The organism is Streptomyces sp. MBT65 (assembly GCF_016612545.1).
Lineage (GTDB): Bacteria > Actinomycetota > Actinomycetes > Streptomycetales > Streptomycetaceae > Streptomyces.
The window spans coordinates 1-2,603 of record NZ_JAENRY010000538.1; the positions used below are offsets into that span (position 1 = coordinate 1).

General features: G+C 71.6%; 2 protein-coding genes. Both read right to left on the minus strand.

All coding sequences use genetic code 11. From position 1 onward, the window contains the following. Positions 1-127 precede the first annotated feature (127 nt). Positions 128-943 (minus strand): HAD family hydrolase, encoded by an 816-nt coding sequence (locus JHN63_RS49915; protein WP_200691764.1) that lies wholly within the window; start codon positions 941-943, stop codon positions 128-130. Then, positions 943-2,603 (minus strand): cysteine protease StiP domain-containing protein (locus tag JHN63_RS49920; protein WP_200691765.1); only part of this gene is annotated, 1,661 nt, incomplete at its 5' end. The genes JHN63_RS49920 and JHN63_RS49915, both read right to left, overlap by 1 nt.

Below are 2,603 nucleotides of genomic sequence, written 5' to 3' on the forward strand. Positions count from 1 at the left end.
GCCCGCTCCCGGCGAGGGGGCGGAGGGGGCGGTTGTTGTGGTGGAGGGTGCTGCGGCTAGGCAAAGGCTGTGCGGGGGGTGTCGGGTGCGGGTGCGTTGGGGCTGGAGTGCGCGGTTCCTCGCGCCCCTAAGGCATGGCCCTCAGGAACTCGTGGAGGATCCGTTCGCCTGCCTGGACGCCCCGCTCGGGTAGGGCTGTGACGTTGGGGGCCGTCCAGGACTCGTCTGCCAGTTCGCCGTGGCCTGGGCGCCAAGCCTTGTCGGCGGCGAGCAGGAGGTCGGCGTCCAGGAGGGAGTCGCCGGCTGCGAGGGTGAGGTCCGCGCCGGTTCTGTGAGCAAGCTCTCGCATCGCCGCGCTCTTGGTGAGGGGCTTGGGGACGGCGTAGATCTTGCGGCCCTGGAGGGAGACCGTCCAGCCTCGGTTCTCCGCCCAGACCGCGAGTTCCTTCACCCACTCCTCCGGGAGGAGTTCGCGTTCCACGACGAGGTAGGCGAAGAGGTCCTCGGCGATGCGGTGCTTGCGGACCCAGGCCGGGTCGGCCGAGTCGGCGAGGTGTTCGCGGACCTCCTCCAGCGGGGCGCACTCGGCGGCCAGCTTCGTCTGTACCCGGGCGTGCCAGTCCGCGTCGGTCACGCCGTCGACGAGGAGGTGGCCGCCGTTGGCACAGATCGCGTACTTCGGCTCCGGGCCGGGCAGGCTGATGCGCTGGTACTGCTTGCGGGTGCGGGTGGTGGTCGGCACGAAGACGGCCGTGTCGTCGCCGAGTCCGCCGAGTTCGGTGAGGAGCCCGGCCGCGGTCTCCGTCATGAAGGAGAGCGGCTTGCTCTCGTGCACCTCCACGCAGAGCAGCCGGGGCGCCCGCGCGTCCGGCATGGTCAGGGCGAGGGCGGCCGAGGAGTAGATGAGCGTACGGTCGAGGTCGCTCGCGACGAGTACCGGCATCAGACCGCCACCGCCTTGCCGTCGGCACCGGTCGCACCGCGCGTGTACTTGGGGTGGATCAACCCCACACAGGTGTACGGCAGTTCGGCCACCTCCTCGACGGGTACGCCCCGCTGCTCGGCGAGCAGTCTGACGTGGTCGAGGTCGGCACCCGCACCGGCCCGCGCGAGGATCTTCCAGGGCACCCGGCGCAGCAGCACCCGGGTGGTCTCGCCGACGCCGGGCTTGACGAGGTTCACGTCGTGGATGCCGTACTCCTCGCTGATCCGCTCAACCGCCGCCCAGCCCTCCCAGGTCGGGGTGCGGTCGGCGGCCAGCAGTTCCTTGGCGAGGACGGTCACCGCGTCCGACACCTCCGGGAAGCGGGCGGCCACGGCGTCCAGGAAGTCCACGGAGACGTCCACGCCCGCGAGTTCGCGGTAGAACTTCGCGCCGTGGAAGTCGTGCGGGCCGACCAGGTCCGAGCGCAGCACAGTGCGCGAAATCAGCCCCGACACGGTCGAGTTGAGGCAGGCGGAGGGGATGAGGAAGTCCTCGCGGGTGCCGTACGTCTGCACGCAGGAGCCGGGGTCGGCCAGTACCGCGATCTCCGGGTCGAAGCCGGTGATGCCGTCGGACTCCTCGAACTCCTTGATGGCGTCGGCGAGTTCGCGGGTGATGGCGCCCTTGCCGGTCCAGCCGTCGACGAACACGACGTCGGCGGGGTCGTGGTGGACGGCGAGATAGCGCAGCGCGTTGGCGTCGATGCCTCGGCCGCGCACGATCGACACGGCGTAGTGCGGGAGTTCGAGGCCGTGGCGGTGCTGGGCCCAGCGGCGCATCAGGACACCGACGGGGGTGCCGGCGCGGGCGAGGGAGACCAGCACGGGGTGCGGTGAGCGCTCGGCGAGGACGAGTTCGGTGACCGCGCCGACCGCCAGCGCGAGTCGGCCGGCGGCCTCGTCCAGGGCGGTGTGGAACAGCTCCTGGTACTGCTCGCTCGGCTGGTACTCCACCGGCAGCGACTCCGCGTAGTGCGCGCCGCCGCTCTGGATGGCCTCCTCGCGCTCCTCCGTCGGCGCCTCCAGCGTCACGTCCGAGAGGTCCTGGAGCAGCCAGCCGACCTCTTCGGGCGCGTACGAGGAGAAGGCGGGGCCGCGGAGGGGCTCGGGCAGCATGGGGGGCCTTTCGGGGACGTACGAGGGGATCACCGCGAGGACGACGTGCGGGGTGTGCGCGGCCAACTGCTCCAGCAGGCCGTGCAGTTCGCGGGTGTCTCCGCGGGAGTCGACGACCGCGACGACCGCGTCGAAGCCGGCGCCGGCGATGTTGTAGGCGTAGCGGTCGCCGGGACCGTCGGCGGGGGTGTCGTGGGCGGGGAAGGTGAGGCGGGTGCGGATCGCGTAGCCGGGGTCGTCCACCGCGAGGACGGGTGAGCGGGTGGTGGTGGAGTAGGTGACGTCGGCGTCGGCTATCTGCTCCAGCTCGCGGGCGAGTCTGAGGGGGGCGTACATCAGCTCTTCGAAACCGAGGACATGCACGCGGTGCGCGCCCTCCGGGAGGGCTTCGGCGAGGCGGGCGGCCATGGCGGGGAGGGCGGCTTCGAGGCGTATTCGGTGGCGGGGGGTGAAGCCGTGGCGTCCGCCGTCGGGGAGGTTTCGGGGCCAGCGGAGATCGACTC